Genomic DNA, 26593 nt, shown 5'->3' with positions numbered 1-26593 from the left:
GGATCGGACGCGATGGTCAGAGAGGCCGCAGAGCCGGTTCTTTCTGCACGGCGCCCAGCAGCCTGTCCAATGCCAGTTCGACGTCTTCCTTCCAGGAGAGCGTGGTACGCAGCTCAAGCCTCAGACGTGGATGCGCGGGGTGAGGTCGCACCGTCTTGAAGCCGACCGAGAGCAGATGATCCGCCGGCAGCACACACGCTGGTTCCTTCCACCGTGCATCACCAAAAGCCTCGATCGCCTTGAACCCGCGTCGCAGCAAGTCCTTGGCAACCGTCTGTACCATCACGCGTCCCAGCCCCTGCCCCTGGAAGCCAGGCAGGATCAAGGCCGTCATCAACTGCACGGCATCGGGGGACACGGGGCTGGTGGGAAACGCCGTGGACCGGGGAACATACGCAGGGGGCGCATAGAGAACGAACCCCGCCGCGACATCGTCCACATAGACGACCCGGCCGCAGGACCCCCACTCCAGCAGCACGGCGGAGATCCATGCCTCTTTCTCGAGTTCGGGCCTGCCTGCTTTTACCGCAGCTTCTCCGCTGACCGGATCAAGTTCCCAGAAGACACACGAGCGGCAACGTCTGGGGAGATCCGTAAGGTTGTCCAATGTGAGCGGTACGAGCCGACGCCCCATGTAGGCGGTTCCTCACTTCCTACGCCCGCCGCATCACGTGCGGCTGCCAGCGCACTCCGTTCTCGGAACAGGCTGCCGACGAACCCCCCGACAGCACCAAGTCCCAACCCGACTGACACCAGGTGGCTGCGATTCACTGATCGCACGGCCGCCGCCTCCTCTGAGGTGGATCACGGTGGTGGATACGCCCTACCAGAACGCATCGTATCCACCCAGAGGTGGTGGGGACACCGAGAGACGGCGAAGGGCGGGGCGAGTCCCGGAGAACTTTCCGGGACTCGCCCCGCCCTTCGCCGTCCAGCAGGCTCAGGCTTCGTCGGCCTCGGTCTGCTTCTCTTCGATGCTTCGTTCCAGCACCCGTCCTTCACCCGGGGCAAGGCTGCCGAGGATGCGGTCCAGATCCTCCATCGAGGCGAACTCGACGACGATCTTCCCCTTCTTCTGTCCGAGGTCGACCTTCACCCGCGTCTCGAACCGGTCGGAGAGGCGCGAAGCAAGATCGGTCAATGCCGGTGAAACCCGGCCGCCGGCCCTGGGCCCCCGGGGCTTGGCGGAACTTGTGGGCTCGGATCCGAGTAGATTCACGACCTCCTCGATCGCACGTACCGACAGCCCTTCGGCGACGATTCGGTGAGCCAGCCGGTCCTGTTCCTCGGAGTCGTCCACGGACAACAAGGCCCTCGCATGCCCGGCCGAGAGCACTCCGGCCGCGACCCTGCGCTGCACCGGCGGAGAGAGCCGCAGCAGACGGAGGGTGTTCGACACCTGTGGACGGGATCGTCCGATCCGGTCCGCCAGCTGATCATGAGTGCACTTGAAATCCTTCAGCAGCTGGTCATACGCCGCCGCTTCCTCCAAGGGATTCAGCTGAGCCCGGTGCAGGTTCTCCAAGAGCGCGTCGAGAAGCAGCTTCTCGTCATCGGTCGCACGGACGATGGCCGGGATACGTTCCAAGCCGGCCTCGCCGCATGCCCTCCAGCGGCGCTCCCCCATGATCAGTTCATAGCGTTCCTCGGCTACCTTGCGTACGACGACGGGCTGGAGGAGACCCACCTCCTTGATGGAGGTGACCAGCTCTGCCAAAGCCTCCTCGTCGAAGACCTCGCGAGGCTGCCTGGGATTAGGCTTGATCGAAGCAAGGGGGATCTCAGCGAAGTACGCCCCGGCCGAGTCGGTCTGTCCCTCGGTGGGCTGCAGCTCTCCCACAGGAGCACTCGGCTCCGGTACCGACGTGCCAGAGGAGAGAGCGGCCAGTTTCGCAGCAGCTACCCCGCGCTCGGCGGTCATTACGGGTGACGCACCCGCCGTGTTCGCACCGGCTGCGGGACTTGCGATCTGCTTCTCCTGCGGAGCTGCGGGAATCAGCGCACCGAGCCCACGCCCCAGTCCTCTACGACGCTCGCTCACTGCATGCCCTCCGAATGACTCTGCTGGCTGTTCTGGACGCCCGTGCGGGCAGGCCCGCCCGCCGCCGGGGCGTGCTGCCCCTCGTAATGCACTCCGACGCCTCTCAGCGCGATCTCGCGGGCCGCCTCGAGGTAGGACAGGGACCCGCTGGAGCCCGGATCGTACGTCAATACCGTCTGCCCGTAACTCGGCGCCTCCGAGATGCGTACGGAGCGCGGAATGCTGGTCCGCAGCACCTCCTTGCCGAAATGGCTACGCACCTCCTCCGCGACCTGTGAAGCAAGCCTGGTCCTGCCGTCATACATGGTGAGCAGGATCGTCGAAACGTGGAGATCGGGGTTCAGATGCCCTCGGACCAAGTCGACGTTGCGGAGAAGCTGACCGAGACCCTCCAGTGCGTAGTACTCGCACTGAATCGGGATGAGCACCTCGGCTCCGGCCACAAGTGCGTTGACCGTCAGCAGGCCGAGCGAGGGCGGGCAGTCGATGAGGATGTAATCCAGCGGCTGGTCATACGCCTGGATCGCCCGCTGCAGCCGGCTCTCCCGCGCCACCAGCGACACCAGTTCGATCTCCGCACCGGCGAGATCGATGGTCGCCGGTGCACAGAAGAGACCTTCGACGTCCGGGACCGGCTGAACGACCTCGGAGAGCGGCATGCTCTCCACCAGGACGTCATAAATGGAAGGGACTTCCGCGTGATGGTCGATCCCCAGAGCAGTGGAGGCATTCCCCTGCGGGTCAAGGTCCACCACCAGGACGCGCGCACCGTGCAGCGCGAGCGAGGCGGCAAGGTTGACCGTCGAGGTCGTCTTGCCTACGCCGCCCTTCTGGTTGGCAACGACCATGACGCGTGTCCGGTCCGGTCGTGGCAGTCCCTCGCCGGCACGGCCAAGGGCCTCAACCGCCAGCTGGGCCGCACGACCAATGGGCGTGTCGTCCATCGGCGGCGGCGTTTCACGTGAAACGCCGTCTCCCAGGGACTCGGTACGGGGACCGGGGACCGGATCGGTCATCGGTCCCGCGATGTCGGCGTCGGACCGCAAGGATTCACTCTCCTCGACTTCAGGCTCGCAATGAACAGAGCCTGTCATGCTTTCGGGCTCATGAACCAGCGAGGCCGACTGTTCTGTGGATGAATCCAGTTCTGTGGACAACTCGGCAACCCGCACAGGCTTACGGTCGCATGGTGCGGCAGCCGCACGACCGCGGCCGATGATTCCCTGGAGCAGAGGGCGATGTTTCACGTGAAACACGATGCCTCTGCAGTTGAGCGGCGGGCTCCCGACACTCCGCAGGCACCACATATCGCTGATTACATGGAGCATCAGCGCAAAGAAGTACCGAATGCATCAAAACTAAATGAACCCGACCTCGCGATCAGTCGTCGCAGGCCGTCCTCATCGACGCCGACGCGTCCGGCCCACCCTGGCGGCCTTGGCTCGTTTTGCGGCGAACCTCACACCACCCGGGCTCTCTCCGACCACCACACGTACCACCGTGGACGCGGGATCAACCAGCCCTTCACCCACATGCAGCACTTCGGTCTCCACGACTCCGAGCTTGCTCAGCGCGGCACGAGCTCCCTGGATCTCCTCCTCGGCCGTGCCTCCCTTGAGCGCCAACATCTCCCCGTACGGGCGGAGCAGAGGCACTCCCCATCCGGCGAGCCGGTCGAGCGGTGCAACCGCCCTGGCCGTCACCACATGCACGGGCTGAAGCGTCCCGAGCACCTCTTCAGCCCGGCCACGGACGACTGTCACATGATCCAGCCCCAGGAGCTCGACGACCTCCTGAAGGAAATTCGTACGTCGCAGCAGTGGTTCGAGCAGCGTGATCTTCAGGTCGGGGCGTACCAGTGCCAGCGGAATGCCAGGAAGCCCGGCCCCTGATCCCACATCGCACACCGTGACCCCCTCGGGAACCACCTCGGAGAGCACCGCACAGTTCAGCAGATGGCGTTCCCACAGGCGCGGCACCTCGCGAGGACCGATCAGCCCTCGTTCGACGCCTGCGTCCGCGAGCAGCTCCGCGTACCTGACAGCCTCTGGAAAGAACTCACCGAATACCGCCTGCGCCTCCTTGGGCGCCTGAGGGAGCTCTGCTTCCTCCGTCACGGGGACCGTCCTTCCGTACCGCTCTAGCACGCTGACTATCAGGCTGACAAAGATCGGCCCCGCCTGTGAACAGACGGGGCCGACAGTACAAGGTTCCGGTCAGGCAGGGAGAACGACGACGAAGCGCTGCGGCTCCTCGCCCTCGGACTCGCTGCGCAGACCTGCTGCCGCGACCGCGTCGTGCACAACCTTGCGCTCGAACGGTGTCATCGGCTCCAACTTCACCGGCTCGCCCGAACCCTTGACCTGGTCTGCGGCCTTGGCACCCAGTGCGGCGAGAACTTCACGCTTCTTGGCACGGAAGCCGGCGATGTCCAGCATCAAGCGGCTGCGGTCACCGGTCTCACGGTGGACGGCCAGGCGCGTCAGCTCCTGAAGCGCCTCCAGCACCTCACCGTCACGTCCCACAAGCTTCTGCAGGTCACGCGCCGAATCGCTGATGATCGAAACCGCGGCCCGGTCCGCCTCCACGTCCATGTCGATGTCGCCGTCGAGGTCGGCGATGTCGAGCAGGCCTTCGAGGTAGTCAGCCGCGATCTCTCCCTCCTGCTCGAGGCGGGTCAGAGTGTCGCTGCCCTCAGCGGCCGGGGTGATGGTGCCTTCCGTCACGGATGGACTCCTTCTTACTTCTTGGACGGGTGCTTGGGCCGCTGCGGGCCCTTGCGCTGTCCGGACTTGGCTTGGCGTGAGGAGCCGGAAGCGGCGGGCTTGCCCGCTGCCTTCGGCTTGTCGTCCTGCGATGCGTCCTGCTTCTTCAGCGAGGTCTTGGAGTCCGAGCCGGTGGAACCGGAGCTCTTCGCCGTGCCGGGGTGGTGGGTGGCAGCAGCAGTGTGACGCTTCGCCTTGGGCTGGCGCTTGGGCTGCTGACGCTTGGGTGCGGCCCCGCCTTCGGCCTCGAGTACGGCTGCGTCGCTCTTCACCACCGTCCCGTCCTCCTGGGCGGCGAGACCCATCTTGGACAGACCGGTGATGAACTTCCGCTCGATGTCGTTGCGGTCAGGGCCCTTGGCGACGATCGCCTTCACGGTGTTGCGCCGCGTCCTGCCCCGTACCTGCCCGTGAGAACTCACGCCCTTCAGTACACGGCTCAAGTACTGGTCCTGGGCCTTGCTGCCCGGAGTCGGGTTCTGGTTGATCACGTACATCTGCTGACCCATGGTCCAGACGTTGGTGGTCAGCCAGTACACGAGGACACCGACCGGGAAGTTGACGCCCATGACGGCGAAGATCACCGGGAAGATGTACATCAGCATCTTCTGCTGCTGCATGTACGGGGTCTTCACCGTCAGGTCGACGTTCTTCGTCATCAGCTGGCGCTGGGTGAAGAACTGCGACGCGGACATCATCACAATCATGATCGCGGTGACGACACGGACATCGGTCAGCGAGGCACCGAGCGCCGCGACCTTCTCTTCGCTGTCCATGAACTTCGCGGCCAGCGGGGCACCGAAGATGTGTGCCTGGCGTGCGCTGTCCAACAGCGGCTGGTCGATGACCCCGATCGTCTTGCCCGAGGCGATGGACGACAGCACGTGATACAGGGCGAAGAAGAACGGGGACTGCGCCAGGATGGGAAGGCACGAGGAGAGCGGGTTGGTGCCCGTCTCCTTGTACAGCTTCATCATCTCTTCGGACTGGCGCTGTTTGTCGTTCTTGTAGCGCTCCTGGATCGCCTTCATCTTCGGCTGGAGCACCTGCATGTTCCGGGTCGACTTGATCTGCTTGACGAAAAGCGGGATCAGACAGATCCGGATCAGGACCACCAGGGACACGATGGACAGGCCCCAGGCCCACCCCGTGTCATCGCCGAAGAGCGCTCCGTACAGCTTGTGGAACTGGACGATGACCCACGAAACAGGTGTGGTGATAAAGCTGAACAGACTGGCAATCGTGTCCACTAATCAGGCTCCTTGAGCTTTGGGCGAGGTCTCTGTGGCCGGGCTCAGGGGTTCGGAGACCGACCCCCGGGAAGGCACATCGGAGGCGGAGTCCCCGCCCTTCCCTCCACGCACACAGCTGCGCAGCATTTCGTGCCAACGCGGACGCTTGCGTGGCGGTACGTGATCCACGCCGCCGGGTGACCACGGGTTGCAACGCAGGATGCGCCATGCGGTCAGCGCTGTTCCCTTGATCGCACCGTGCCGGTCGATCGCCGTATATCCATAGTGGGAACACGACGGGTAGTAACGGCAGACAGGCCCGAGGAGCGGGCTGATCGTCCACTGGTACAGCTTGATGAGGGCCAGCAGCGGGTACTTCATCGCGCACCCCCTCCCAGCAGCCGCTGAAGGGCGGCGTCCAGGTCTCGGGCCAGCTGTGCATGGGCGGCGTCACCCGATCCGGGTAGCGCTCGTACGACAACAAGGCTACCGGGGGGCAGCTGAGCAAGCCGATCGCGGACCAGATGGCGAAGCTTCCGCTTCACCGCGGTGCGAACGACCGCTCCACCCACTGCTTTGCTGACAACGAAACCCGCACGTGGCGGGGGAACACTCTCCCCTGTCACGTGCGGGTCCGTAACACCGCTGCGTAGATGCACGACGAGTAGCGGGCGACCGGCCCGACGACCCCGGCGTACAGCGACTGCGAAGTCCTCGCGCCGCCTCAGCCGATTCTCGGTAGGCAGCACGTCATGACCTGGCCGCGATCAGGCGGACAGGTTGGCGCGACCCTTGCCACGACGGTTCGCGAGAATCGCGCGGCCGGCACGGGTACGCATACGCAGTCGGAAGCCATGGGTCTTGGCGCGACGACGATTGTTCGGCTGGAAGGTGCGCTTGCTCACTCGGGGGCTCCAGAAATGATTCGTGTGTTGGCGGGACATCGCCTGGCTGTCACCGTGCGCCCACGAGGAACTCGCGTAAACGCCTTAGTGCACCGCTTCACAATCACAGATCGTGATCTTTGCCCATCGGAGGCAGGCGGCAGCAGCCATCGACAACTCGACCTGGTCACGGTACGCGCGGCTACGCCATCCGGTCAAACCGGCTCCGCGCCACCCCGTTCTGTACACAGCCTGTGGACAACAACTTGAACCGCACGGGTCGGGCTGACTACCGTGGCTGAACTCCGGATTCTTTTCCTTCCTGTCTGCCGGGCCTCACCCGACCCGACCTATCCCGTCCCGAGAAGCACACATTCGTGGGACATGCGAGAGAGCGTGCCTTGTGGCTGACGTACCTGCCGATCTTGCCGCAGTGTGGCCGCGAGTGCTGGAACAACTCCTCGGGGAGGGCCAACAGGGCATCGAGCCGAAGGACAAGCAGTGGATCGAGCGCTGCCAGCCCCTGGCACTCGTCGCTGACACCGCGCTGCTGGCCGTGCCCAACGAGTGGGGCAAGCGTGTCCTGGAGGGTCGGCTCGCACCGCTGATCAGCGAGACGCTCACCCGTGAGTGCGGGCGGCCGATCCGGATCGCGATCACGGTCGACGATTCCGCGGGTGAGCCTCCCGCTCCGCCCGCACCTCCGATGCACCAGTCCCATCAGGGGCAGCAGTCCCACCGTTACCAGGGGCCGCAGCACGACGAGCCCTCGCACAACGACGGGTACGACAGCTACGGCCCCAGGCCCTCCGACGACGGAATGCCGACGGCCCGCCCCGCCTACCCGGACTACCAGCAGCACCGCCCCGAGCCCGGCGCCTGGCCCCGCGCCCAGGAGGACCTCTCCTGGCAGCCCCGCCACGGCGGATACCAGGACCGCGACCCGTACGCGAGCCCGCGCTCCCAGCAGCCTCAGCACGACTACCGTCCGCAGCCGCCCGAACACCAGGGATACGAGCAGCAGCGGGACAACCACGACCGCCACGATCTGCAGGACCAGCAGCCCCAGCACCGCCAGGGCGGACCCGGTACCGGAAGGGCCGGCGGCGGCCCCATGGGCCAGGTCGCGCCCCCACCCGGGGCCGGCGAGCCGCATGCCCGGCTGAATCCGAAGTACCTCTTCGACACCTTCGTGATCGGCGCGTCCAACCGCTTCGCGCACGCGGCGGCGGTCGCCGTCGCCGAGGCTCCCGCGAAGGCGTACAACCCCCTCTTCATCTACGGGGAATCAGGACTCGGCAAGACCCACCTGCTGCACGCCATCGGGCACTATGCGCGGAGCCTGTACCCGGGTACCCGGGTGCGGTACGTGAGCTCCGAGGAATTCACCAACGAGTTCATCAACTCGATCCGTGACGGCAAGGGCGACACCTTCCGCAAGCGCTACCGCGACGTGGACATCCTCCTGGTCGACGACATCCAGTTCCTCGCGAGCAAGGAGTCGACGCAGGAGGAGTTCTTCCACACCTTCAACACGCTCCACAACGCCAACAAGCAGATCGTGCTGTCGTCGGACCGCCCGCCCAAGCAGCTGGTGACCCTCGAGGACCGGCTGCGGAACCGGTTCGAATGGGGCCTCACCACCGATGTGCAGCCACCGGAGCTGGAGACGCGTATCGCGATCCTCCGCAAGAAGGCCGTGCAGGAGCAGCTCAACGCCCCGCCCGAGGTGCTCGAGTTCATCGCCTCCCGCATCTCACGCAACATCCGTGAGCTGGAAGGCGCTCTCATCCGTGTGACCGCCTTCGCGAGCCTGAACCGGCAGCCGGTGGATCTCGGCCTGACCGAGATCGTGCTCAAGGACCTCATCCCGGGCGGCGAGGACTCGGCTCCCGAGATCACCGCACCGGCCATCATGGCGGCGACCGCGGACTACTTCGGACTGACGGTGGAGGACCTCTGTGGATCGTCCCGCAGTCGCGTCCTGGTGACGGCACGCCAGATCGCCATGTATCTCTGTCGTGAGCTGACCGATCTTTCCCTGCCCAAGATCGGCGCCCAGTTCGGCGGTCGCGACCACACCACGGTGATGCACGCCGACCGGAAGATCCGTGCCCTGATGGCGGAGCGGCGCTCCATCTACAACCAGGTCACCGAGCTCACCAACCGCATCAAGAACGGCTGACGCCAGGCTGTGCGGCCGGGGCCGGCCGCACAGCGCGCCAAGGGCGCCTCCCGAGGGCCGTACGAGGTCCTCGGGAGGCGCCCTTCGTCGTCAGGAGCTTCCTGGATCCGCTCCGGGAAGGGCCCGGAGCCGCTTCCGGGCCCTTCCCGAGACCGCTCCCCGGACCCGCTTCCGCCCCGATCGACGACACGCGAGACGGCTGGGCCGGGCCGGAGTGTTCGAATGCGAGCCGAGGACGAGCCTTTCTCCACAGAAGTACGAGAATCTGGCGTCCACAGCCTGGGGACTGGAAAGTTGTCCAGATTGCGTCCACAGGGACCGCTGTCGATACTCCATCAGTCCAGGTCACATGCCTGGGGAATTGTGATCAACGGTGATCCACAGCCTGTGGATAAAAAGTTCGTCCACAGGGCCCAGATGATGTTGTCCACCGTCGGCCCACAGGCTCAGCCCTGTTGTCCCCAGCTTCTCCACACCCCTGTCCACTGTTCGGCAACCCGACACCGTCTTTCACCGCCAAGAGTGAAAGGCGTCACATGAGGGGCCTCGGTTGAGCTGTGGGGAACGTGGGTAAACCTGGGGACAGGCCTGGGGAGAAGTCGCCCTGCCCTGTGCATCGGGTGTGCAGAACTTTCGCGTGTCCACAGAAACGCCTGGTTGTCCACCGGTGTCGCCCACAGGAGCAGTGGACAAAAAACAGCATCTGACCTGTGCAAATGACGTTATCCACGGTTTCCACAGGGCCTACTACTACTACCACTCAGAGTTAGCCAGGAATCCGCTTCGAAGTGGGGCCTGTGCACAACTTGAGCGGCGAGCTCGGCGAACCTCTCGGCGCGACTTGACCCCGAGCAGCAACGAGTGTCGGTGCCGTACGTCAGACTGGACCCCGGTGGCATCCCCGGCCCTTCGCCGGGAGCCCCGGTCAGACGACGAAGGCCAGCAGGGCGAGCGAGCAACAGCAGGAGGCGGTTCCGGTGAAGATCCGGGTGGAGCGCGATGTACTCGCGGAGGCTGTGGCCTGGGTGGCCCGCAGCCTCCCGGCCCGTCCGCCGGCGCCCGTTCTCGCGGGCCTACTGCTGAAGGCTGAGGACGGCGCCCTCAGCTTCTCGAGCTTCGACTACGAGGTCTCGGCCAAGGTCTCGGTGGACGCGGAGGTCGAGGAGGACGGCACGGTGCTCGTCTCCGGCCGCCTGCTCGCCGATATCTGCCGCGCGCTGCCGAACAGGCCGGTGGAGATTTCCACAGACGGTGTACGGGCCACGGTGGTCTGCGGCTCCTCGCGATTCACACTCCACACCCTTCCTGTGGAGGAGTACCCGGCACTGCCGCAGATGCCGACCGCCACGGGCACCGTCCCGGGTGAGGTCTTCGCCTCCGCGGCGGCTCAGGTCGCCATCGCGGCAGGGCGCGACGACACCCTGCCCGTCCTGACCGGAGTCCGGATCGAGATCGAGGGCGACACGGTCACCCTCGCCTCGACCGACCGCTACCGCTTCGCGGTCCGCGAGTTCCTGTGGAAGCCGGAGAGCCCCGACGCCTCGGCCGTGGCCCTGGTGCCCGCCAAGACGCTCCTGGACACCGCCAAGGCACTGACCAGCGGTGACACGGTGACCTTGGCGCTGTCCGGTTCGGGCGCGGGCGAAGGGCTCATCGGTTTCGAGGGCGCCGGCCGCCGTACGACCACGCGGCTGCTCGAGGGCGACCTTCCGAAGTACCGGACGCTCTTCCCCACCGAGTTCAACTCGGTCGCGGTCATCGAGACCGCCCCGTTCGTCGAGGCCGTCAAGCGTGTGGCCCTGGTCGCCGAGCGGAACACTCCGGTGCGGCTCAGCTTCGAGCAGGGCGTGCTGATCCTGGAGGCAGGTTCCAGCGACGATGCACAGGCTGTGGAGCGCGTCGACGCCGTGCTTGAGGGGGACGACATCTCGATCGCCTTCAACCCGACCTTCCTTCTGGACGGGCTCAGCGCGATCGACTCACCGGTCGCCCAGCTCTCCTTCACCACGTCGACGAAGCCGGCACTGCTCAGTGGCCGGGCAGCCGTCGACGCCGAGGCGAACGACGCGTACAAATACCTGATCATGCCGGTCCGCCTCTCCGGCTGATCCGGCCGGTCGTTCCTGTCATGGCAGTTTCAGGCGGGCAGGCTCAGCGCAGAGCGGGCCCACCGTGCTGCACCCCGCCGTGCTGGTCCGGCCGGGCGTAGGCTCGTTCCCGGGTACGAATCGGCACAACGCTTAAGGAATCTCTGATGGAGCTCGGTCTCGTCGGCCTCGGCAAGATGGGCGGCAACATGCGCGAGCGCATCCGCCGCGCAGGCCACACCGTCATCGGTTACGACCGCAACCCGGACGTCGCCGATGTCCACAGCCTCGAAGAGCTTGTGGGCAGGCTCAAGGGCCCGCGCGTCGTGTGGGTGATGGTCCCGGCAGGTGCCGCCACCCAGTCGACCATCGATGAGCTGGCCGAGCTGCTCTCCCCGGGGGACGTCGTCGTGGACGGCGGGAATTCCCGCTGGACCGACGACGAGAAGCACGCCGCCGAGCTGGGCGACAAGGGCATCGGCTTCGTCGACTGCGGCGTCTCCGGCGGAGTCTGGGGCCTGGAGAACGGCTACGCCCTGATGTACGGCGGAACCGAGGAGAACGTCGCGAAGGTCCAGCCGGTCTTTGACGCCCTCAAGCCCGAGGGTGACTTCGGTTCCGTCCACGCGGGCAAGGCCGGTGCCGGCCACTTCGCCAAGATGGTCCACAACGGCATCGAATACGCCATGATGCAGGCCTACGCCGAGGGCTGGGAGCTCCTGGAGAAGGTCGACTCCGTCACCGACGTGCGCGAGGTCTTCCGCTCCTGGCAGGAGGGCACGGTCATCCGTTCCTGGCTGCTCGACCTGGCGGTCAACGCTCTGGACGACGACGAGCACCTCGACCAGCTCCGTGGCTTCGCCGCGGACTCCGGTGAGGGCCGGTGGACGGTCGAGGCAGCGATCGACAACGCGGTGCCGCTGCCCGCGATCACCGCCTCCCTGTTCGCGCGCTTCGCCTCGCGGCAGGACGACTCGCCGCAGATGAAGATGATCGCCGCGCTGCGCAACCAGTTCGGCGGCCACGCGGTCGAGAGCAAGAAGTAGGTCCGCGGGCCGCGCGACAGGCGGCCTGCGGCAAGCGGTACACAGGAGCAGAGCACGCAGTCGGAAGGGTCGGCGACCATGCACGTCACGCATCTCTCGCTGGCCGACTTCCGCTCGTACGCCCGGGTCGAGGTTCCCCTCGATCCGGGCGTCACCGTGTTCGTGGGGGCCAACGGCCAGGGGAAGACCAACCTGGTGGAGGCGGTCGGTTATCTCGCCACGCTCGGCAGCCACCGGGTGTCGTCCGATGCCCCGCTGGTGCGGATGGGCGCGGAGCGCGCCGTCGTACGCGCGGCGGTCACCCAGGGCGAGCGCTCGCAGCTGATCGAGCTCGAGCTCAATCCGGGCCGCGCCAATCGCGCTCGTGTCAACAGGTCGTCGCAGGTCAGGCCGCGTGATGTCCTTGGGATAGTGCGGACGGTGCTTTTCGCCCCGGAGGACCTGGCCCTGGTGAAGGGCGACCCGGGTGAGCGCCGGCGCTTCCTGGACGAGCTGATCACGGCGCGCTCCCCCCGCATGGCCGGAGTCCGCTCCGACTACGAACGGGTGCTGAAGCAGCGCAACACCCTGCTGAAGTCCGCGGCCATGGCCCGCAGGCACGGCGGCCGTTCGATGGACCTGTCCACCCTGGACGTGTGGGACCAGCACCTGGGCCGGGTGGGGGCGGAGCTTCTGGCGCAGCGGCTGGACCTGATCGCGACCCTGCAGCCGCTGGCGGACAAGGCGTACGCCGACGTGGCCCCCGGTGGTGGTCCGGTGACGCTGGAGTACCGCAGCTCGGCCGGAGCCGAGGTGGAGGCCGCGCGCACCCGCGAGGAGCTGTACGAGCAGGTGATGGCGGCCCTGGTCCAGGCGCGCAAGCAGGAGATCGAACGCGGGGTGACCCTCGTCGGCCCGCACCGTGACGACCTGGTGCTGGGCCTGCGCGGAATGCCGGCGAAGGGGTACGCGAGCCACGGCGAGTCCTGGTCGTACGCCTTGGCGCTGCGGCTGGCTTCCTACGACCTGCTCCGCACCGAGGGCAACGAGCCGGTCCTGGTGCTCGACGACGTCTTCGCCGAGCTGGACGCGCGCCGTCGAGAGCGGCTGGCGGAGCTGGTGGCCCCCGGTGAGCAGGTGCTGGTGACGGCCGCCGTGGACGACGACGTCCCGGGGGTGCTGGCCGGAGCGCGGTACGCCGTCTCCGCGGGGGCGGTGGAGCGGCTGTGAGCAGCCCGGACGAGCGGGGCGTGCCCACGCGGGATCCGGTGAAACAGCCGGAGGTGTCGGGCGTGGACCTGGCGCGTGTGGCGCTGCGCGCGGCGAAGGAGCAGGCCCGTGCCCGGGGCGCGGCGGCGCAGCAGAAGAAGCAGGCGCGGCGCGGCGGCGGTCTGCGGTCGGGCGCCCGGTCCGACGGACGGGACCCGCTGCCCCTGGGCTCGGCGATCAACCGGCTGATCACCGAGCGGGGCTGGGAGACCCCGGCGGCTGTCGGCGGCGTGATGGGCCGGTGGCCGCAGATCGTCGGTGACGATCTGGCCAATCACTGCGTACCGGTGCGGTACGACGAGGATCCGGCGGAGCGGGTTCTGACCGTTCAGTGCGATTCGACGGCGTGGGCGACACAGCTCCGGCTGCTGGCGCCGCAGCTGGTGGCACGGCTGAACACGGACCTGGGCCACGGCACCGTACGGATGATCAAGGTGCTCGGTCCCGGGGGGCCGCAGCGCAGATTCGGTCCTCTCCGGACGCCCGGGAGCAAAGGACCCGGCGACACCTACGGCTGAGCAGGGCTTTTGCTCATCCGCCATTCGTCCACGGCTTTCGGGCCCCACCTGCGCCCGGAACGGCCCGAGGTGCGGCTCACCCGCTTCTGTCCCGATTCGCCCATGGCCAGCTGTTTCCGTTGTGTGTAGTTCTGCAGCAGTTCGTTCCTTGCGGTGGGAGTGAAGCGGACCTCACCGTAGCGGGAGGTTGACAGCCCGAAGCGCGCAATGCCGTCGTGAGCCTCCCAGGGCCCCTTCCCGAATATGGGGAGTCGTCAGTCGCTCATTCAGGGCGGCACATGCGTACTCAGGCACCGGCAAACCCCCATTCATGTCAGCGCTACCGGTAGACTGGTGGACAATCCCGCTTCCTCGCGGGAGTCGTCGATACAAGCCGAACGACGCAGCCGCTCCCGCCAGCCGGAGAACGGCCTGTGCTGTGCCAGAAAGGGCGCTTCGTGGCCGATTCCGGCAACCCCAACGAGAACATCCCGTCCACAGCCGGTGAGCCCGGCGAGGTCAGCGCCTCGTACGACGCCAGCGCGATCACCGTGCTCGAAGGCCTGGACGCGGTCCGTAAGCGACCCGGTATGTACATCGGGTCGACCGGTGAGCGCGGTCTCCACCACCTCGTGCAAGAGGTTGTCGACAACTCGGTCGACGAGGCGATGGCCGGGCACGCGGACACCATCGACGTCACGATCCTCGCCGACGGCGGGGTGCGCGTGATCGACAACGGCCGCGGTATCCCGGTCGGCATCGTGCCGTCCGAAGGCAAGCCGGCCGTCGAGGTCGTGCTCACCGTCCTGCACGCGGGCGGAAAGTTCGGCGGCGGCGGTTACGCCGTCTCCGGTGGTCTGCACGGCGTCGGCGTGTCCGTCGTCAACGCCCTGTCCACACGGGTTTCCGTGGAGGTCAGGACGGACGGCTACCGCTGGACCCAGGACTACAAGCTCGGTGTCCCGACCGCTCCGCTGGCCCGTCACGAGGCCACGGAGGAGACGGGGACGACCGTCACCTTCTGGGCCGACGGCGACGTCTTCGAGACCACCGACTACTCCTTCGAGACGCTCTCGCGCCGCTTCCAGGAGATGGCGTTCCTCAACAAGGGACTCACCCTCAAGCTCACCGACGAGCGCGAGTCCGCGAAGGCCACAGCGGGCGCGGACAGCGCCGAGGCGGTCGACCTCCCCGACGAGGAGACGACCCGCACGGTCACGTACCACTACGAGAACGGCATCGTCGACTTCGTCAAGTACCTGAACTCCCGCAAGGGCGAGCTCATTCACCAGTCGGTGATCGACATCGAGGCCGAGGACAAGGACCGCCTCCTCTCGGCCGAGATCGCCATGCAGTGGAATACGCAGTACACCGAGGGCGTCTACTCCTTCGCCAACGCGATCCACACGCACGAGGGCGGTACGCACGAGGAGGGCTTCCGTGCGGCACTGACCTCCCTGGTCAATCGCTACGCGCGCGACAAGAAGCTGCTGCGCGAGAAGGACGACAACCTCACCGGTGAGGACGTCCGCGAGGGTCTGACGGCGATCATCTCGGTGAAGCTGGGCGAGCCCCAGTTCGAGGGTCAGACGAAGACCAAGCTGGGCAACACCGAGGCGAAGACCTTCGTCCAGAAGGTCGTCCACGAGCAGCTGACGGACTGGTTCGACCGGAACCCCAACGAGGCCGCCGACATCATCCGCAAGGGCATCGCGGCGTCCACGGCCCGTGTGGCGGCCCGCAAGGCGCGTGACCTCACCCGGCGCAAGGGGCTCCTGGAGAGCGCCTCGCTGCCCGGCAAGCTGAGCGACTGCCAGTCCAACGACCCGACGAAGTGCGAGATCTTCATCGTCGAGGGTGACTCCGCCGGCGGTTCGGCGAAGTCCGGCCGTAACCCGATGTACCAGGCCATCCTGCCGATCCGAGGCAAGATCCTGAACGTCGAGAAGGCCAGGATCGACAAGATCCTGCAGAACACCGAGGTCCAGGCACTGATCTCGGCCTTCGGCACCGGGGTCCACGAGGACTTCGACATCGAGAAGCTCCGCTATCACAAGATCATTCTGATGGCGGACGCCGACGTCGACGGCCAGCACATCAACACCCTCCTGCTGACCTTCCTGTTCCGCTTCATGCGGCCGCTGGTCGAGTCCGGTCACGTGTACCTCTCGCGCCCGCCGCTCTACAAGATCAAGTGGGGCCGTGACGACTTCGAGTACGCCTACTCGGACCGTGAGCGCGATGCCCTGGTGGAGCTCGGCAAGCAGAACGGCAAGCGGATCAGGGAAGACTCGATCCAGCGCTTCAAGGGTCTCGGCGAGATGAACGCCGAGGAACTGCGCGTCACCACGATGGACGTCGACCACCGTGTGCTGGGCCAGGTCACGCTGGACGACGCGGCGCAGGCCGACGACCTGTTCTCGGTGCTGATGGGTGAGGACGTCGAGGCGCGGCGCTCGTTCATCCAGCGCAACGCCAAGGACGTCCGCTTCCTCGACATCTGAGTCGGCCGTACAAGCAAGCCGCAGCGCGAAAGGACTTTGACCAGCAATGGCCGACGAGAACACCCCTGTGATGCCCGAAGAGGAGCCCGCCGTCCCGGGCGTGGGCATGCGTGTCGAGCCCGTGGGGCTCGAGACGGAGATGCAGCGCTCCTACCTGGACTACGCGATGTCCGTCATCGTGTCGCGTGCGCTGCCCGACGTGCGGGACGGTCTGAAGCCCGTCCACCGACGGGTGCTGTACGCCATGTACGACGGCGGCTACCGGCCCGAGAAGGGCTTCTACAAGTGCGCCCGCGTCGTCGGTGACGTCATGGGCACGTACCACCCGCACGGCGACTCCTCGATCTACGACGCGCTCGTGCGACTGGCACAGCACTGGTCGATGCGCATGCCGTTGGTGGACTCCAACGGCAACTTCGGTTCCCCGGGCAACGACCCGGCCGCGGCCATGCGGTACACCGAGTGCAAGATGATGCCGCTGTCCATGGAGATGGTCCGGGACATCGACGAGGAGACCGTCGACTTCCAGGACAACTACGACGGCCGCAACCAGGAGCCGACGGTTCTGCCGGCGCGCATCCCCAACCTCCTGGTGAACGGTTCCGCGGGCATCGCGGTCGGCATGGCGACCAACATCCCGCCGCACAACCTGCGTGAGGTGGCCGCCGGCGCGCAGTGGTACCTGGAACACCCGGAGGCCTCGCACGAGGAGCTCCTGGACGCCCTGATGGAACGGATCAAGGGTCCGGACTTCCCGACCGGCGCGCTGGTCGTGGGCCGTAAGGGCATCGAAGAGGCGTACCGCACGGGCCGTGGCTCGATCACGATGCGGGCGGTCGTCGCGGTCGAGGAGATCCAGAACAGGCAGTGCCTGGTCGTCACGGAGCTTCCGTACCAGACCAACCCCGACAACCTCGCGCAGAAGATCGCCGACCTGGTGAAGGACGGCAAGATCGGCGGCATCGCGGACGTCCGCGACGAGACGTCCTCGCGCACGGGCCAGCGCCTGGTCGTCGTGCTGAAGCGCGACGCGGTCGCCAAGGTCGTGCTGAACAACCTCTACAAGCACACCGATCTGCAGTCGAACTTCGGTGCGAACATGCTGGCGCTCGTCGACGGGGTGCCGCGCACGCTGTCGATCGACGCGTTCATCCGGCACTGGGTGGCCCACCAGATCGAGGTCATCGTCCGGCGCACGAAGTTCCGGCTGCGCAAGGCCGAGGAGCGGGCGCACATCCTGCGCGGCCTGCTCAAGGCGCTCGACGCGATCGACGAGGTCATCGCGCTCATCCGCCGCAGCAACACCGTGGAGATCGCGCGTGAGGGCCTGATGGGCCTGCTGGAGATCGACGAGCTCCAGGCGAACGCGATCCTGGAGATGCAGCTGCGCCGCCTGGCCGCGCTGGAGCACCAGAAGATCACCGCCGAGCACGACGAACTCCAGGCGAAGATCAACGAGTACAACGAGATCCTCACCTCGCCGGCCCGCCAGCGTCAGATCGTCAGTGAGGAGCTGGCGGCGATCGTCGACAAGTTCGGCGACGACCGGCGCTCCAAGCTGGTGCCCTTCGACGGTGACATGTCGATCGAGGACCTCATCGCCGAGGAAGACATCGTCGTCACCATCTCGCGCGGTGGCTATGTCAAGCGTACGAAGACGGACGACTACCGCTCGCAGAAGCGCGGCGGCAAGGGCGTGCGCGGCACGAAGCTCAGGGAAGACGACATCGTCGACCACTTCTTCGTGTCGACGACCCACCACTGGCTGCTGTTCTTCACCAACAAGGGACGGGTCTACCGGGCGAAGGCGTACGAGCTGCCGGATGCCGGCCGGGACGCACGTGGTCAGCACGTCGCGAACCTGCTGGCGTTCCAGCCGGACGAGCAGATCGCGCAGATCCTCGCGATCCGTGACTACGAGGCCGCGCCCTACCTGATCCTGGCCACGAAGGGCGGCCTGGTGAAGAAGACCGCGCTGAAGGACTACGACTCCCCGCGCTCGGGCGGTGTCATCGCGATCAACCTGCGGGAGACGCAGGACGGCAGTGACGACGAGCTGATCGGTGCCGAACTGGTCTCGGCCGAGGACGACCTGCTGCTCGTCAGCAGGAAGGCCCAGTCGATCAGGTTCACCGCGACGGACGACGCGCTCCGCCCGATGGGCCGCGCCACCTCCGGCGTGAAGGGCATGAGTTTCCGCGAGGGGGACGAACTGCTCTCGATGAATGTCGTCCGGCCCGGTACGTTCGTGTTCACTGCCACCGACGGCGGGTACGCGAAGCGGACCGCTGTCGACGAATACCGCGTCCAGGGTCGTGGCGGTCTCGGCATCAAGGCCGCCAAGATCGTCGAGGACCGTGGCTCACTGGTCGGCGCGCTGGTGGTGGAGGAAGCGGACGAGATCCTCGCCATCACGCTCGGCGGTGGCGTGATCCGGACGCGCGTCAATGAAGTCAGGGAGACGGGCCGTGACACCATGGGCGTCCAACTGATCAATCTGGGCAAGCGTGATGCCGTCGTCGGCATCGCGCGCAACGCCGAGGCCGGTCGTGAGGCCGAAGAGGTCGACGGGACCGATGAGGCCGAAGGCGCCACGGTCGAGGCCCATGCCGAGAACGTGGTCGAGGGCACAGCCGAGGGCACGGCGCCTTCGGCCGGGGAGCACGAGGAGTAGAGCGTGAGTGGAGCCACGGGCGCCGGTCCGGCCGCTTCCGGAGCAGGCGAGAGCGGCGCCCGTGGCCCTGCCACGGACTCCCAAGGGGGCACAGTGACGGACACTCGGGGACCTCAGCCGCAGTACGAGGGGTACGCGACCGGGCCGTTGCCCGGCGAGCGGGAGCCCGCAGCGGGCCAGGCGGGGCCCTACCACCCGCCGCAGGCGTACCGGTCCCCCGCGGACGGTACGCAGGACGGAGGCACACAGGGCGGTGTACAGGGCGTCGGCGGCACGCAGGCGACCCGGCTGCCCCGGACGGGGGCGCGGACAACTCCGCGTACCCGTAAGGCGCGTCTGCGGGTGGCGAAGGCCGACCCCTGGTCGGTGATGAAGGTCAGCTTCCTTCTCTCCATCGCGCTCGGCATCTGCACGGTGGTCGCGGCCGCCGTCCTGTGGATGGTGATGGACGCGATGGGCGTCTTCTCCACCGTGGGAGGCACGATCAGCGAGGCCACCGGCTCGAACGAGAGCAACGGTTTCGATCTGCAGTCGTTCCTTTCGCTGCCGCGCGTCCTCATCTTCACCTCGGTCATCGCGGTGATCGACGTGGTGCTGGCCACCGCGCTGGCGACGCTGGGCGCTTTCATCTACAACCTGTCGGCCGGCTTCGTGGGCGGCGTGGAGCTCACTCTCGCCGAGGACGAGTAGGCCGCCGGGTATCGATTTTGGGACTGGCCCCGACGTGCGCTAATCTTCAGAAGTCAGCGCAGCAGCGCGGCGGGGCTATAGCTCAGTTGGTTAGAGCGCATCCCTGATAAGGATGAGGCCACAGGTTCAAATCCTGTTAGCCCCACCAATACGAAGGCCCCCCACCGGTAACGGTGGGGGGCCTTGTGCATGTGCGGCTGACATCAGCTGATCTCCGGAACCCGGTGAGGTCCGTGAGCATCGTCACGCGTTCATCGTTCCCACGGCTTTCCGCAGGTGCGGGTCCGGGCGCATGGAAAAGGCCCCCACCGGTGCGGACCGGACCAGGGGCCTGGGTGGCGTTCGCGGCGCCCTCAGGGTGGCAGTGGGGCCGATTCCCCGGCAGGTGTGGCGCTGTGGGCGGAGCGGGGGCTGTCCGCCGCGTGCGCGGCGTCCGTGGTGTCGGCGGACAGCTGGCGGGTGACCGGTGAGGAGCCGTGCGCCTCGGCGTGGATGCGCTGCTTCATCGTGGGTGGCAGCGCGCTGTCACGCGGAAGGGCCCATCGCGCCGACAGGGTGCTCGCGGTTGCCGGGGCCGCACCTGTGTGCTCGTGGCTCGTGGCCGCCGGCTCCGCGGCCGCGGCCTGGGCGGTGGCGAGGCCCAGCGACGCGAGGAGTGCGAAGAAGGCGGTGACGAAGGCGGTCCAGATGCTCTTGACCCTGAAGGTGCTCATGGCCCCTCGCTTTCAGGTGGTCCGGTTTGCTTGCCTTTCCGATGATGTGGATCCGGGCCGTGGAAACCGGTACCGACGCCCCCGGTGTGCCGATCTTCCGATGAACACCACTCTTATGGTTCAACCGGCTCGGAAAAGCTCCTCCGGGAGTGCTGAGGGGCCTCGAGAGGGGGCCGGAGCGGGTGGCGGACGGGTTCCGGGGAGGTCACCGATCGGTATCGGCCGGTGTGTATAGTCGGGCGGCAGAAGTCCCTTACGTCAAGGAAAGACGAGGTCGCGCGGTGAAGAAGCTTCTCGTGGTCGCACTGGCCGCCATCGGCGGGCTCCTCGTGTACCGCCAGATCCAGGCGGATCGCGCCGAGCAGGATCTGTGGACGGAGGCGACCGACTCCGTGCCCGCAGGTTCAGGTGTGTGAGACGGAACAGTCTGCTACAAGCCCCGGCCGCCGAGCGGTCGGGGCTTTCTGCTGCCCCGGCGGGGAGGCCGGATCCGTGGTTTCACCCACGCAAATTATTGCATTGCGCTAGCGAAGCGATCACCGGTTACGGGTGAGACGCCCCGCAGTACGGTGCCCCCGCAGTACGGTGCCCCCGCACCGGCGGAGAGGCCCGGTGGCACGAGGGCGGGCAAGGACGGCAGTCGAGCAGGGGCCGCAGACAGCAACGGCGCGGGCGGGGCAGGATGGACCGGCATCGCGGTCGCTGCCGGAGCGGGTGCCGTGGTCGCTCCGACCGCCGTGCTCCTGCTCGTACGCAGCCGGCACAGGGTACGACAGCAGACGACGAGGGGAAGCGCGTGGACAGGCAGCGCAACAGGGGCCGGGTGGCGCTCGCGACGATCGCGGCGGTGTGCGCGGCGGCGGCGCTGCCGGGGCAGGCGCACGCGGCCGACGGCCCTGCGGCGTACACCTTCGATCCCGCGGCCGTGGCGGTCCGGGGCGCGGAGACGAACGCCGATGCGGCGGAGCTCAAGCCCGGGTCGGTCTACAAGAGTTCCATCGAGCACGGTCAGAAGCTCTACTACCGCCTGGAGCTCGACGACACGACCGATGCGTACGTCTCCGCCGTGGCCGTGCCCGAGACAGGCGGGAAGGCCGCCTACGGGGACGGCATCACGATCAGCATCAGGGACCTGGACGACAACCGGTGCAGCTCCTACGACGCGTTCTTCGAGTCGGCGGAGTTCCCGCGCCCGATCGCCGCGTACGCCCACCGGACCGTCAAGGAGGACAGCACCACCTGTGGGACGGGCGGTACGTACAACGTCCTGGTCGAGAGGGAGAGCAAGGCGACGTCGTCCCCCGGCGCCTGGGACCTGGAGCTGCGGTTCGAGAACGAACCGGCGCTGAAGGACAGGGATTCGTCACCCACCGAGGCGCCGGAGGACTGGCCCTCCGCCTCGCCGGTACCGCCCGCCGGGAAGCAGAAGCGGACCGGTGGCAGCAGTTTCTACGACGCCACCGGTCTGGAGACCGGCGAATGGGTGGACGACATCGCGCCCGGGCAGACCCGCTTCTACCGGGTGCCCGTGGACTGGGGCCAGCAGATCTTCGCCACGGCAGCGCTGAGCAACAGCAGCAAGTCGACGGAGTACCTCGGCAACGCACTGGCACTGGCACTGGACAACCCGGCACGCGGACATGTGGACGACGCGACGCTCTCGTATTCCGGAGCGCCCAACTCGGTGTCACTGGACCCACTGCCACCGGTGGCGTACGAGAACCGCTACGACTCGGCGGCGGACGTCAGCGCCATGCGCTTCGCCGGTTGGTACTACCTGTCGGTGACGCTCTCGCCCGAGGTCGCGGAGCATTACGGGGACGAGGCGATCGGGCTGACGCTCAAGGTGAAGGTCGTCAACGACAGCGGCCCGTCGCCCTACCAAGGGGACGCCGGCATCTTCGGAATCACGGACGAAGACAGGGACATGGCCAAAAACGGCCTGGGCGCGTCCGAGGCCGATGAGAGCGCCACGATGAAGACGGTGGCCGCGGTGGGCATCGGCACGGGATCCGTCCTGGTCCTGGGGCTCGGGGCATGGACCCTGCTGGCCAGGCGCCGGCCCGCGTCCGCCGCAGTACCGCCGGGAGCGGGCGGGCAGCCACCCCTCGGCGGCCCGCCACAGCCCTGGTAGAGGTCCTCAGACGCCGGGGATCCGGGTGAGTGCCCAGATACCCACCGCGAAGCAGATCAGCGCCACCACCAGCACCGGGACCGCAACCTTCGGGGGCGGTCCCGTCCGCTTCGCGGGCGGCTGCGGCGCGGGCGGTGCGACGTTCCCGGAAACCTGCGGGTGCGGGGCGGTGTACGCACGAGTGGGCGGTATCCCGTACGGCACGGCGGCCGTGGCGGCATGTGCGAGACCCGAAGCGGCTTCGTCGGTGCTGGGGGAGGCCGTACGGATTTGGAACGGGGCGGACGGCGCCTGCGACTGCGGGCGGGGCGCGGGGGGGCGTGGGGGCGGCGCGAGGTGGAAACTGCCCGTCTCCGACATCGACGGGGGCGGCGCGTACGGCTGTTGCCCCGGCGGGTCCTGAGGCGGCGGGTACGACGGGTGCCCCGGGCCCTGCGACGGATCGGGCTGCTGTGAGGGCTGAGGCACGGGTGGTGTGCCGCCGAAGGCCTGTGCGGGCGCCTGCGGTCTGTCGCCGGGCGTCCCGGGGGCGAGGGGGCGGCCGGAGGCGGGAGGAAAGCCGGAGGCGACGGGGCCGTCGGGGCCGAACCCGGCGGGCAGGGGGCCGATCTGGTCGAACACCTCCACCGGCTCCTCGTCCGGGCGGCTCTCCGGCAGCATGTCGACCGCCGCCGTCAGCGCCTTGCGCGCGCCTGTGGCCGTACGGAAACGGGCGTGCGGATCCGGCTGCAGCAGGCCGGCGAGGACCTGCCACAGTGGCTCCGGCACTCCCTGGGGGGCGCCGGGGGTGCCGTGTGCGGCGAAGTACTCGATCAGCGCCCTGGAGTCGGGCTTCTGTCCCTGGAGCAGATAGAGCGCGACGAGACCGACGGCGAAAAGGTCCGCCGGGAAGTCGGGCTCCGCTCCCATCATCTGTTCGGGAGCGAAGTAACCGGGCGTACCCACCACGTAGTTGGTCTCCGTCAGTCGTGGCTCGCCCTTACGCATCGAGATGCCGAAGTCGGAGAGCCGCAGATGCGGCCGTCCCGTGCCGGTGGCCTCCATCAGGATGTTGGCCGGTTTGATGTCACGGTGCACGACCCCTTCGGCGTGCACCGTGGACAGCCCGGACAGCAGCTGATCGAGCAGGAGACAGACGAAACGCGGAGGCAGCGGACCGTAGTCACCGATGACATGGGCCAGCGAACCGCCGCTGACCAGATCCATCGTGAACAGGACCTTGTCGTCGTCGGCGGCCCAGCTGGCCGGGGCGAGGACGTGCGGATGCTCGATCCGCAGCGCCTGCTCACGGACGAAGCGCAGCAGCGTGTGAGCGTCGCTCTGCTGCAGGACCTTGGCCGCCACGTACCGGCGGCGCCGATGGTCCCACGCGCGCCAGACGGCGCCGACCCCGCCGCGTCCGATCGGATCGATCAGCTCGTACCGACCGGCGAAGACCTCACCCATTGCGCTGCGCCCGCTCCCGTTTCGGTTGGTGCCCGGCTGCTGAGCCGGTGCCACGGCTCCGCGGCCCCGGGGCGGCCCCCGGGCGCCGGCGGCCCGTGCTAGCTCTGGTGGCCTTCGTAGTGCGCGACCGCGTCCGCGGTGCGTCCCGCTCCGTACACCCTGAGGAACTCTGCCAGCTCGGGGTGGGCCGGGGCGAGGGAGTCCGCGGCATCGATGATGTCGCCGGCCGCCGCGACCGACCGCAGCAACGACTGGATCTCGCGGACCACACGCCGCACGGTGGGGGCTCCACCGGTGGTGGAGGACTGACCGGTGCCGGTCAGGACCGAGCCCCCCTGCGACTTCTTGATCTCTTCCATCCGGCCGGTGGCCTCTCCCGCACTGATGCTGCCGTCCGCCACCTGACCGGCGAGCTCCTGAAGTGCCTGGACCCGCTGGACGACCGCGGGATTGCCGATCTTGGCCCGCTGCCCGCTCATCAGCTGGGAGAGCATGGGTGCGGACAAGCCGAGCACCGCCGCGAGGCGTGCCTGATTGAGGCCGAGGTCATCGATCAGCCTGCGGAAGAGCGCCCCCAGCGGCTCTCCGTACCAGCTGCGCTGGAGCTCCCGGGCTCTAGCCGTCGCCTCTTGCTGTGCTGCGTCCATTGCGTCTCCCCTTCGCTGCGGCTTCGCTGCTGCGAACCTCGTCGTGCATCTTACGGAGAGCCGTTGCGGGCCGGGAGTCCCGATCCTTTTGCAGGATCCGGGGGATCACCCGGTACTCTGTTCTGCGACGGACGTCGCGGCATGGATGTGTCCTGCGGTGTCCGCTTTTCGGGGCCTTAGCTCAGTTGGTAGAGCGCTGCCTTTGCAAGGCAGATGTCAGGAGTTCGAATCTCCTAGGCTCCACGACCGAGTGCCCCCCGGACCGCGGAAACGCGGTCCGGGGGGCACTTCTGTGATCGGGGCCCTCGGCCGCCCTTTCCCAGGCCGTGGCAGGTCGTTCCGGGCCCGGAGCGCTGTTCAGCCGGACGGCCGGTGCAAAGGTGCCACCCAAAGACGCGGGGTCGTGGGCATTCCGTCAGGCACGCAGTCCGATCACAGTGATCTCCGGCTCGGCGCCGGCCCGCACCGGCGGGCCGAAGACTCCAGCGCCGCTGGTGACGTACAGCTGGGTGCCGTCGATCTTTCCGGGGCCGGAGAGGACGGGGTTGCCGAGCTCGGTCAGTTCCGTGAGCGGAAACATCTGGCCGCCGTGGGTGTGACCCGGCAACTGGAGGTCGACCCCGTGCCGGGCCGGCTTCCTCGCCCATCACGGGCTGGTGTGTCGTGAGGACGACCGGCCGACCGGTGTCCCGGCCGCCGAGCGCGGGTCCCCGAACGGCTCGCCGTCGCGCGGGCCGGGCTGTGAGCCGCGCAACGCGGTTCGTCTCCGCGCGCGGAGACGAACTCTCCCTCAGTCTCTTCGATGCCTTCCTCGCCGCGGGTCGCGTCGATACCGCGGAGCAGCACGTCCAGGGCTCCCTCCGGCTCAGCAAGTTCCATGACTGGCCGGCTCCGCCGGCCGCCTCCCGGCAGGAACTGGAGCGGGCGCGCTGGACGAGGCGCGCCGGCATCTGACGGAATTCATCCGGCTCTACTCGGCAGGCACCGGCCATCTGCGGACCGTCCTCGCGCACGGCGCGCTCGCCCGGGTCGAACCGGACTCCGGCCGGGGCGCCGGACGCCGCCTGTCGTCTCTCCTCCCGTCATCTGCGGCTGAGCGGCTCGCAGTCGCACCGCGAGGCCGAAGCCATGACCCTCGTCGAGCTGGGCCTGACGCCTGAGGCGCTGGATCACCCGCACACCGCGTCTGTCTCCCTCGAAGCGGGCCTCGCGTTCAGCGGGGTCAACCGCGGACTCCGGCGTCCCGAAGCACTGTCCCAGGCCTGTCCGGAGGCTTTGGAGGCGAAGGCGGCGAGCGTGTGGCCGCCCGTTCCCTCTGCCTGGCCGGCAACAAGGCCATGGAGGAACTCGGTGTCCCCTGGACCCGGGTGGGGTGCCGTCATGCGGCGGGACGTGCGATGTCCGCGCTCGGCTACCCCCGCGAGGCTGCGGAACACTACCGCGAGGCCCTGCGCATCGCACGCGGCCTCCGTTTCCACCGAGCTGAGCAGCATGCACCGGCAGGCGTGCGCAACAACCTCCCAAAGCCGTGCCGGGCGGGGTGAGAGAGGTGAACACGCATCTGCCGCCAGCAGGGCTCCACACCGTGCTGACGGAAGTGCGGACGGCCGTGCGGAGGCCTGGTGAGCCCGTCGGTTTCACGTGAAACGCAGAGGGGCGGGGGGGGGGGGCGGGGGGCGCGCCCCCCCCCCCCCCCCCGGGGGGGGGGGGGGGGGGGGGGGGGGGGGGGGCCGCGGGCCCGGGGGTGGGCCCAGAGCACCCCCGGGGCGCTGAGCCCGGCCCAGGGTCAGCGATCGGAAC

Annotated in this window: 25 protein-coding genes and 2 tRNA genes; 14 read left to right on the top strand and 13 right to left on the bottom strand. The window is 67.8% G+C overall.

Going from position 1 to position 26593, the window contains the following annotated elements:
- Nucleotides 1-16: 16 nt before the first annotated feature.
- The 9 genes from ACF1FZ_RS16320 to rpmH form a co-directional block, all read right to left on the bottom strand.
- Entirely contained in the window at nucleotides 17-634 is a 618-nt protein-coding gene (locus tag ACF1FZ_RS16320) for a GNAT family N-acetyltransferase (RefSeq protein ID WP_391774054.1), read from the bottom strand.
- Between the two features lie 306 nt (nucleotides 635-940).
- Nucleotides 941-2041 carry a ParB/RepB/Spo0J family partition protein gene (locus ACF1FZ_RS16315; protein ID WP_391774053.1) on the bottom strand — a complete coding sequence of 367 codons (1101 nt, stop codon included), beginning with the start codon at nucleotides 2039-2041 and terminating at the stop codon, nucleotides 941-943.
- A complete protein-coding gene (locus ACF1FZ_RS16310; RefSeq protein WP_391774247.1) occupies nucleotides 2038-3135 on the bottom strand; it encodes a ParA family protein in 1098 nt (365 codons plus the stop codon). Before ACF1FZ_RS16310 ends, ACF1FZ_RS16315 begins: the two co-directional genes overlap by 4 nt.
- 306 nt (nucleotides 3136-3441) lie before the next feature.
- On the bottom strand, nucleotides 3442-4158 hold the full coding sequence (gene rsmG / locus ACF1FZ_RS16305; RefSeq protein WP_391774052.1) for a 16S rRNA (guanine(527)-N(7))-methyltransferase RsmG: 717 nt from the start codon (nucleotides 4156-4158) through the stop codon (nucleotides 3442-3444).
- 99 nt (nucleotides 4159-4257) lie between these two features.
- Nucleotides 4258-4767 (bottom strand): protein jag, encoded by a 510-nt coding sequence (locus ACF1FZ_RS16300; RefSeq protein ID WP_391774051.1) that lies wholly within the window; start codon nucleotides 4765-4767, stop codon nucleotides 4258-4260.
- A 14-nt stretch (nucleotides 4768-4781) separates the two neighbouring features.
- Nucleotides 4782-6056: a membrane protein insertase YidC gene (gene yidC, locus ACF1FZ_RS16295; protein ID WP_391774050.1), complete on the bottom strand. Its 1275-nt coding sequence runs from the start codon at nucleotides 6054-6056 to the stop codon at nucleotides 4782-4784.
- A gap of 3 nt (nucleotides 6057-6059) precedes the next feature.
- A complete protein-coding gene (gene yidD / locus ACF1FZ_RS16290) occupies nucleotides 6060-6419 on the bottom strand; it encodes a membrane protein insertion efficiency factor YidD (protein WP_391774049.1) in 360 nt (119 codons plus the stop codon).
- Nucleotides 6416-6787, bottom strand: coding sequence for a ribonuclease P protein component (rnpA, locus tag ACF1FZ_RS16285; protein WP_391774048.1), 372 nt, complete (start codon nucleotides 6785-6787; stop codon nucleotides 6416-6418). The genes yidD and rnpA overlap by 4 nt, the downstream gene beginning before the upstream one ends.
- Before the next feature lie 18 nt (nucleotides 6788-6805).
- The gene (rpmH, locus tag ACF1FZ_RS16280; RefSeq protein ID WP_014047156.1) at nucleotides 6806-6943 is read right to left on the bottom strand and encodes a 50S ribosomal protein L34; all 138 of its coding nucleotides are present in this window, start codon (nucleotides 6941-6943) and stop codon (nucleotides 6806-6808) included.
- A 382-nt stretch (nucleotides 6944-7325) separates the two neighbouring features.
- On the opposite strand from rpmH, the gene dnaA reads away from it, so the two are divergent.
- The 9 genes from dnaA to ACF1FZ_RS16235 all read left to right on the top strand — a co-directional run bounded on the left by dnaA (nucleotide 7326) and on the right by ACF1FZ_RS16235 (nucleotide 20001).
- Entirely contained in the window at nucleotides 7326-9107 is a 1782-nt protein-coding gene (gene dnaA, locus ACF1FZ_RS16275) for a chromosomal replication initiator protein DnaA (RefSeq protein WP_391774047.1), read from the top strand.
- Between the two features lie 977 nt (nucleotides 9108-10084).
- Entirely contained in the window at nucleotides 10085-11215 is a 1131-nt protein-coding gene (dnaN, locus tag ACF1FZ_RS16270; protein ID WP_391774046.1) for a DNA polymerase III subunit beta, read from the top strand.
- 146 nt (nucleotides 11216-11361) lie between these two features.
- Nucleotides 11362-12240 carry a phosphogluconate dehydrogenase (NAD(+)-dependent, decarboxylating) gene (gene gnd, locus ACF1FZ_RS16265; RefSeq protein WP_391774045.1) on the top strand — a complete coding sequence of 293 codons (879 nt, stop codon included), beginning with the start codon at nucleotides 11362-11364 and terminating at the stop codon, nucleotides 12238-12240.
- Nucleotides 12241-12318: 78 nt separating this feature from the next.
- Nucleotides 12319-13449 (top strand): DNA replication/repair protein RecF, encoded by a 1131-nt coding sequence (gene recF, locus ACF1FZ_RS16260; RefSeq protein WP_391774044.1) that lies wholly within the window; start codon nucleotides 12319-12321, stop codon nucleotides 13447-13449.
- Entirely contained in the window at nucleotides 13446-14006 is a 561-nt protein-coding gene (locus ACF1FZ_RS16255) for a DUF721 domain-containing protein (protein WP_391774043.1), read from the top strand. The genes recF and ACF1FZ_RS16255 overlap by 4 nt, the downstream gene beginning before the upstream one ends.
- A 413-nt stretch (nucleotides 14007-14419) precedes the next feature.
- Nucleotides 14420-16489: a DNA topoisomerase (ATP-hydrolyzing) subunit B gene (gene gyrB, locus ACF1FZ_RS16250; protein WP_391774042.1), complete on the top strand. Its 2070-nt coding sequence runs from the start codon at nucleotides 14420-14422 to the stop codon at nucleotides 16487-16489.
- A 46-nt stretch (nucleotides 16490-16535) separates the two neighbouring features.
- A complete protein-coding gene (gyrA, locus tag ACF1FZ_RS16245) occupies nucleotides 16536-19163 on the top strand; it encodes a DNA gyrase subunit A (RefSeq protein WP_391774041.1) in 2628 nt (875 codons plus the stop codon).
- Between the two features lie 93 nt (nucleotides 19164-19256).
- Nucleotides 19257-19853 (top strand): DUF3566 domain-containing protein, encoded by a 597-nt coding sequence (locus tag ACF1FZ_RS16240; RefSeq protein ID WP_391774040.1) that lies wholly within the window; start codon nucleotides 19257-19259, stop codon nucleotides 19851-19853.
- Between the two features lie 71 nt (nucleotides 19854-19924).
- Nucleotides 19925-20001 (top strand) — tRNA-Ile (locus ACF1FZ_RS16235).
- Nucleotides 20002-20206: 205 nt separating this feature from the next.
- Here the strand turns inward: ACF1FZ_RS16235 and ACF1FZ_RS16230 are convergent.
- Nucleotides 20207-20566 (bottom strand): DUF6344 domain-containing protein, encoded by a 360-nt coding sequence (locus ACF1FZ_RS16230; RefSeq protein WP_391774039.1) that lies wholly within the window; start codon nucleotides 20564-20566, stop codon nucleotides 20207-20209.
- 281 nt (nucleotides 20567-20847) lie between these two features.
- Here ACF1FZ_RS16230 and ACF1FZ_RS16225 point away from each other — a divergent pair, with 281 nt between their 5' ends.
- Entirely contained in the window at nucleotides 20848-20982 is a 135-nt protein-coding gene (locus ACF1FZ_RS16225; RefSeq protein ID WP_325750935.1) for a DLW-39 family protein, read from the top strand.
- A gap of 380 nt (nucleotides 20983-21362) precedes the next feature.
- A complete protein-coding gene (locus ACF1FZ_RS16220; RefSeq protein WP_391774038.1) occupies nucleotides 21363-22700 on the top strand; it encodes a hypothetical protein in 1338 nt (445 codons plus the stop codon).
- A gap of 6 nt (nucleotides 22701-22706) precedes the next feature.
- Here the strand turns inward: ACF1FZ_RS16220 and ACF1FZ_RS16215 are convergent, their stop codons facing one another.
- Together ACF1FZ_RS16215 and ACF1FZ_RS16210 are read right to left on the bottom strand one after the other, a co-directional pair.
- Complete coding sequence (locus ACF1FZ_RS16215) at nucleotides 22707-24146, bottom strand: serine/threonine protein kinase (protein ID WP_391774037.1); 1440 nt, start codon at nucleotides 24144-24146, stop codon at nucleotides 22707-22709.
- A 98-nt stretch (nucleotides 24147-24244) separates the two neighbouring features.
- Complete coding sequence (locus ACF1FZ_RS16210) at nucleotides 24245-24793, bottom strand: helix-turn-helix domain-containing protein (protein WP_391774036.1); 549 nt, start codon at nucleotides 24791-24793, stop codon at nucleotides 24245-24247.
- 170 nt (nucleotides 24794-24963) lie between these two features.
- Here ACF1FZ_RS16210 and ACF1FZ_RS16205 point away from each other — a divergent pair.
- Nucleotides 24964-25036 (top strand) — tRNA-Ala (locus tag ACF1FZ_RS16205).
- 172 nt (nucleotides 25037-25208) lie between these two features.
- On the opposite strand, the gene ACF1FZ_RS16200 is transcribed toward ACF1FZ_RS16205, so the two are convergent.
- The gene (locus ACF1FZ_RS16200) at nucleotides 25209-25373 is read right to left on the bottom strand and encodes a hypothetical protein (RefSeq protein WP_391774035.1); all 165 of its coding nucleotides are present in this window, start codon (nucleotides 25371-25373) and stop codon (nucleotides 25209-25211) included.
- Between the two features lie 161 nt (nucleotides 25374-25534).
- On the opposite strand from ACF1FZ_RS16200, the gene ACF1FZ_RS16195 reads away from it, so the two are divergent.
- Entirely contained in the window at nucleotides 25535-25747 is a 213-nt protein-coding gene (locus tag ACF1FZ_RS16195; RefSeq protein ID WP_391774034.1) for a hypothetical protein, read from the top strand.
- 344 nt (nucleotides 25748-26091) lie between these two features.
- Entirely contained in the window at nucleotides 26092-26337 is a 246-nt protein-coding gene (locus ACF1FZ_RS16190; protein ID WP_391774033.1) for a hypothetical protein, read from the top strand.
- Nucleotides 26338-26593: the final 256 nt, after the last annotated feature.

This window comes from Streptomyces sp. NPDC014623 (assembly GCF_043088245.1).
GTDB lineage: Bacteria > Actinomycetota > Actinomycetes > Streptomycetales > Streptomycetaceae > Streptomyces.
This window is presented reverse-complemented; position numbering and strand designations above follow the sequence as displayed.